Below are 6,000 nucleotides of genomic sequence, written 5' to 3' on the forward strand. Positions count from 1 at the left end.
GGAAGGCACCTGACAGACGCCTCCCCTCGTTAGCCTAGATTACGTAAGTAAGGAGAATATACAGAAGCAAAGGAAAAGTCGCCCGGTAATCCAGCCGTGCCACGTCCCATCCTAAAACGTCGCACGAAATTCGTTTTGTTCTCAACAGACATTTGGCGAAGCTACTGGAAACCAAAGATTTCCCCTTGGTAGGCGCACCAGGGCTCGAACGTGGGACCCGCTGATTAAGAGATAGCGACGGTCGAGAACAATCAATGACTTACTGGTCGCACCGGTCCGACTGGAAGTGGACATTCGTCGCACGATCATAGCGATTGACTGCCTGCCGGGTATTCGCGCGAGCAAAGGGGCTCTCACCGAGCCGAGTGCGCGCGTCAGAAACCTGACGCGCGACTGCTGCTACTCGACGTCAATCCCAGCTCAGTGCACCGCCGTTCTGGTATTCGATGACGCGGGTCTCGAAGAAGTTCTTCTCCTTTTTTAGGTCCATCGCCTCCGACATCCACGGGAACGGGTTCTCGACCTCGGCGAAGACGGACACAAGTCCAATCTGCGCGCAGCGTCGGTTCGCGATGAAGTGCATGTATTGTTCGCACAACGCAGCGTTCAGGCCGAGGAAACCGCGGGGCATCGTATCGCGACCATAGGCAGCCTCGAGCTCGGCTGCCTCCCGGATCATGCCGCGGACCTCCTCCTGAAACTCTGGCGTCCACAAATGCGGATTCTCGATCTTGATCTGGTTGATCACGTCGATGCCAAAGTTCAGGTGAATGCTCTCATCGCGCAGAATGTACTGATACTGCTCGGCGATGCCGACCATCTTGTTGCGTCGGCCGAGCGACAAGATCTGCGCGAAGCCGGTGTAGAACCACATTCCTTCAAACACGACGTAGAAGGCAACCAGGTCGCGCAGGAAGGCTCGGCCATGGTCTGGCGTTCCCGTCTGGAACAAAGGGTCGTTCAGATGCTGTGTATGCTTGAGCGCCCAGGCCGCCTTGTCGGTGATCGAGGGCACCTCGCGGTACATGTTGAACAGCTCGCCCTCGTCCAGGCCAAGGCTCTCGACGATGTACTGGAAGGTGTGGGTATGGACCGCCTCCTCGAAGGCCTGCCGCAACAGATACTGCCGGCATTCCGGATTGGTGAGATGACGGTAGATCGCCAGCACGATGTTGTTGGCAACGAGCGATTCCGATGCGGCGAAGAAGCCGAGGTTGCGCTTAATCGCGCGCCGTTCGTCCTCCGTCAGGCCGTCCCGCGACTTCCACAGCGCGATATCGGCCTGCATCGAGACCTCGGTCGGCATCCAGTGATTGTTGCAGCCGGAGAGATATTTCTCCCAGGCCCATTTGTACTTCAGCGGCAAGAGCTGGTTGACGTCGGCGCGGCAGTTGATCATCCGCTTCTCGTCGACCGAAACGCGGCCGCCGGTGCGATCGATCGCGCCCAGACCGGTCCCATCTGCCGGCTCGAGCTTGAGCTGGGTCTGTGGGCGGAGTGCGGCGGTGAGGCTTGAAGCGACCGGAGCGGCCGCCGTGGTTTCGGTATCGGACCAATTGAGCATCGTCATCTCCTTACTGACACACTTCACATTCGGGATCTTCGATCCGGCAGGCCTTGATACCATCGAGGTCCAGGGCTGCCGCGGCTGGCATTATGATTGGGGCATGCGAGGCCGCAGCCGATACGCAGACCGCGTTGAGTTTGCCATCGGTGCCCTTCAGGGTCGATTTTTCGACGTGCGTGGCGCTGCGGGAGCGCAGATAATAGGTGGTCTTCAAACCACGCCGCCAGGCGAGGCGATAGAGCGCATCGAGCTTCTTGCCGGAGGGATTGGCGATGTAGAGGTTGAGCGACTGCGACTGGTCGATCCATTTCTGCCGCAGTGCGGCAGCCTCGATCAGCCAGGCGCTATCGATCTCGAAGGCCGTCGCGTAGAGCGCCTTCAGATCCTCCGGGACGCGATCGATCTGGCCGACGCTACCGTCGAAATATTTGAGGTCGGACACCATCACCTCGTCCCAAAGCCCCCTCGCCTTGAGGTCGCGGACCAGGAACTCGTTCACGACCGTGAAGTCGCCGGACATGTTCGACTTGACGAACAGGTTCTGGTAGTTCGGCTCGATCGACTGCGACACGCCGCAGATGTTGGAGATCGTCGCTGTCGGCGCGATCGCCATGACGTTCGAATTGCGCATGCCGCCTGCCACTATCTTCTTGCGGAGGCGATCCCAGTCCAGCGTCGAGGAGCGATCGACCTCGAGCCCGCCGCGCGAGTCGGCAACGAACTGGATAGAGTCGAGCGGCAAAATGCCCTTCGACCACAGCGAGCCCTCGAAGCTCGGATAGCGGCCGCGCTCGGTGGCGAGATCGGAGGATGCCTCGATGGCGTGGAAGGAGATCGCTTCCATGCTGATGTCGGCGAAAGCGACCGCCGCTTCGGACGCGATCGGGATACGCTGGACCTGAAGTGCCTCCTGGAAGCCCATCAGGCCGAGCCCGACCGGCCGATGGCGCATGTTGGAGCGGTGCGCCTCAGGGATGGTGTAGAAATTGATGTCGATGACGTTGTCGAGCATACGCACCGCTGTCGTCACCGTCCGCTTCAGCTTGGCCTGGTCGATACCGTTAGCTCCGACATGGGCGAGCATGTTGACGGAGCCGAGATTGCAGACCGCGACCTCGTCGGCAGAGGTGTTCAGCGTGATCTCGGTGCAGAGGTTCGAGGAATGGATCACACCCATGTGGCGCTGCGGCGAGCGCAGGTTGCAGGGGTCCTTGAAGGTAATCCAGGGATGGCCGGTCTCGAACAGCATGGTCAGCATGCGGCGCCAGAGGTCGGTCGCACGCACGGTCTTGAACACACGCATGCCACCGGCCTTCGCCTTGGCTTCATAGGCCTCATAGGCCGCCTTGAAGGACGTCCCATACAGTTCGTGCAAATCGGGCGTCTCGTCCGGCGAGAACAGCGTCCACTCGTCGTCGGCGTCAACGCGCTGCATGAACAGGTCCGGCACCCAGTTGGCGGTGTTCATGTCGTGGGTGCGGCGGCGGTCATCGCCAGTGTTCTTGCGCAGATCGAGGAATTCCTCGATGTCGACGTGCCAGGTCTCTAGATAGGCGCAGACCGCGCCCTTGCGCTTGCCGCCCTGGTTGACGGCGATCGCGGTGTCGTTGGCCACCTTCAGGAACGGGATGATGCCCTGGCTTTCGCCGTTGGTGCCCTTGATGTGGGCTCCGAGGCCGCGCACCGGCGTCCAATCGTTGCCGAGGCCGCCGGAGTACTTTGCGAGCAGCGCATTGTCCTTGATCGACTTGAAGATGCCATCGAGGTCGTCCGATACGGTGGTGAGGAAGCAGGACGACAGCTGCGGGCGCAGCGTGCCGGAATTGAACAGCGTCGGCGTCGAGGCCATGAAGTCGAACGACGACAAGAGATCGTAGAACTCGATCGCCTTGGCTTCGCGGTCGATCTCTCGAATTGCCAGGCCCATCGCTACGCGCATGAAGAAGGCCTGCGGCAGCTCGATCCGCTTGCCTTGCTGATGCAGGAAATAGCGGTCGTACAGCGTCTGAAGGCCGAGGAACTGGAAGTTCAGGTCTCGCTCAGGCTTCAGCGCCGCGGCGATGCGGCCGAGATCGAAGCGGGCGAGTTCGGGATCGAGCAGTTCGGCTGCGATGCCGACCTTCACATAGGCCGGAAAGTATTCGGCATAGTGCGTCGCCATATCGCCCTGCGAGGCCAACGTCGTAATGCCGTGGACATGCGACAGCACCTCGCCGCGGAGCTTGTCGAGCAGCAGGCGTGCGCTGACATAGGCATAACTCGGCTCCTGCTCGACCAGCGTGCGCGCGGCCATGATCGAGGCCAGCGCCAGCTCGTCCTGGCTGATGCCGTCGTAGAGATTGCGGGTGGTCTCGGCCAGCACGGGGGCTGCGGAGACGCCGTCGAGACCGGCGCAGGCCTCATTGATGATCAGTTCGAGCCGGCGCGTGTCCAGACCGACGCGCGAGCCGTCCGGCAGCGTGACGTGAAGGATCGGTGCGGCGATGGGCGCCGGCTCCGCGGCCGCTTCCTCGGCGCGCTGGCGGGACCGTTCCTCGCGGTACAGCACATAGGCCCGGGCGACCTTGTGGTGCTCGCTGCGCATCAAGGCGAGTTCGACCTGATCCTGCACATCCTCGATATGAAAGGTGCGCCCCTCACCTGCGCGGCGCATCAGGGCTGCTATGACTTCGGCCGTCAATTGCTCGACGCTCTCGTGAACGCGGCGCGAAGCAACCGCAGTGCTGCCCTCTACCGCGAGGAAAGCCTTGGTCATTGCGACCGCGATCTTGGCGGAATCGAACGGCGAGACCTTCCCGTTGCGGCGGATGATCTGCATGGCCGGCTCGCTGGAAGCAGCCGCAAGTGACTGTGGACGCAACTGGATGATGGGTGCGGAAGCGGTGTCCGCGTCGTGCAGGTTCAGTGACATCAAAGGGCCCCGTGATGCGCGCGTTGTGTTTGGACGGGGCGATAAGGAAGGACGCTGCCGGAACGCCGGCAGACGTGTTGCCGGACGGTGCGTGCAAGCGACCGCCGGGACACCCCGCCCGTGGACGTTCAGATCGTCACGGCAGGTCTCCTGGCTCGCAGGTCGTTGCTTGCTTCCTGTCTTCCCGGCGCGGGCGCACCAGTGACGTTGTCCGGAAGCAGCTCGCTGCTGACAGTTGCGGGGGCAGCGCCGGAATTCCGCACCAAAGGCGCAGTTCACCGGCTTCCCTCTTAGCCACTACATCTTGCGACGCAGTAGGACCGTGACACCCATATATGGAGATATTCGAGGCAAGCTGTCAATGATTGATTTCACGGGGGGCGCACGCGGACGGCCATCCCCAATCAGTTATCGAGTATTGACGAGCTCAAGAATGCTTCTGATCGTCGCCACCATAGTCGATTCGCACAGCCGGCTAATGCTCTCAATCCTTGCTCATAGCGACAAAGCTTTTTAAGCGCGTCGAGGCTTCTCTCGGCGCCGGCTCTCGCAGCTTGCTTCATCCCTTTGAGCAAATTCCGATCGAGCGCAAGCTTTTCAATTCTATTGGCAAATTCGCAAATCTGTCGCGGCTGGCAAAGAAAGCCGTTTACGCCATCCTGTATGAGCTCCGGCAGTCCACCAACGGCGGAAGCAATAACTGGAACCCCGAGCGCGAGCAGCTCTAGCACGACCTGGTCGACCATCGAGCCGCGAAGGCAGCACCAGCACATCGTATGATCCAATCCATGGACGGACGGACTTCCCCAAGCGTCCTTTTCTGCAAAGGGCATGAGGCGTACGCGCACCATGGACTTCCAAGCAGCTTCATCTCTGTCCTACGCCAGTGCTCTTGCGGAGGATCGCAAAATCGTACCTGGCACCAAGTGGGGTGGGGCGTTCGGATCTCGGCAATCGGCTCGAGATTGTCTCAGGCTTTTGAGGTCGCCCCCTTATAGCCGGTGGATCAGGTCGAGATTCCAGTTTTTGAAATTCGATTTCAGTTGCACACGCACGAATAGTTTTCTTGCGTTTGTAGCCGATGGCCCATCTTTGGCCGTTCGCCGCGGGCCGCCTAGACATCCCAAATCAAACCAGACGGGGCTTCAACAGAAAAAGGGCCGTCTCATCATTGTTGCTTTAGCCATGACACCTGCGCCTGCTTCGATGATTGCGTGCAATACTCTGCGATCCGGCCAACTGACCGCGCTAACATTGATCCAAGCGACAGCAACACGTTAGCCATCAATGGATAAACTCAAGCGCACCTGTAAAGAGTTCGACATGCAACATCAGCAGCCGCCACCGAGTTGCCCTGACGATAGGCACCCAAGCGTTCCACCCAGGAATCTTGGTTGGGTGAGCAGCAAGATAGAGGAACTTCCTGCGGGGACCAAGTTCAACCATGCTAATAGGGATGGAGTGTGGGGCGGCGCGGGGCAAAGCGGGCATTCGGGCAAAGCTATTTGGATGGCTTCAGAGC

3 protein-coding genes and 1 riboswitch are annotated in these 6,000 nt (G+C 60.4%); all 3 genes read right to left on the reverse strand.

The annotated features are described in order from the left end of the window. Positions 1-409 precede the first annotated feature (409 nt). The 3 genes from SO139_RS37915 to SO139_RS37925 all read right to left on the reverse strand — a co-directional run bounded on the left by SO139_RS37915 (position 410) and on the right by SO139_RS37925 (position 5,224). Positions 410-1,564: a ribonucleotide-diphosphate reductase subunit beta gene (locus SO139_RS37915; RefSeq protein WP_498541623.1), complete on the reverse strand. Its 1,155-nt coding sequence runs from the start codon at positions 1,562-1,564 to the stop codon at positions 410-412. 10 nt (positions 1,565-1,574) lie between these two features. Next, positions 1,575-4,478, reverse strand: a complete 2,904-nt coding sequence (locus SO139_RS37920) for a ribonucleoside-diphosphate reductase subunit alpha (protein ID WP_498541624.1) — start codon at positions 4,476-4,478, stop codon at positions 1,575-1,577. Positions 4,479-4,601: 123 nt separating this feature from the next. After that, positions 4,602-4,818: riboswitch (cobalamin riboswitch) on the reverse strand. A 64-nt stretch (positions 4,819-4,882) separates the two neighbouring features. Further along, positions 4,883-5,224 (reverse strand): glycosyltransferase, encoded by a 342-nt coding sequence (locus tag SO139_RS37925; protein WP_498541625.1) that lies wholly within the window; start codon positions 5,222-5,224, stop codon positions 4,883-4,885. Positions 5,225-6,000 lie beyond the last annotated feature (776 nt).

It is taken from the genome of Bradyrhizobium sp. UFLA05-89, from assembly GCF_059803475.1.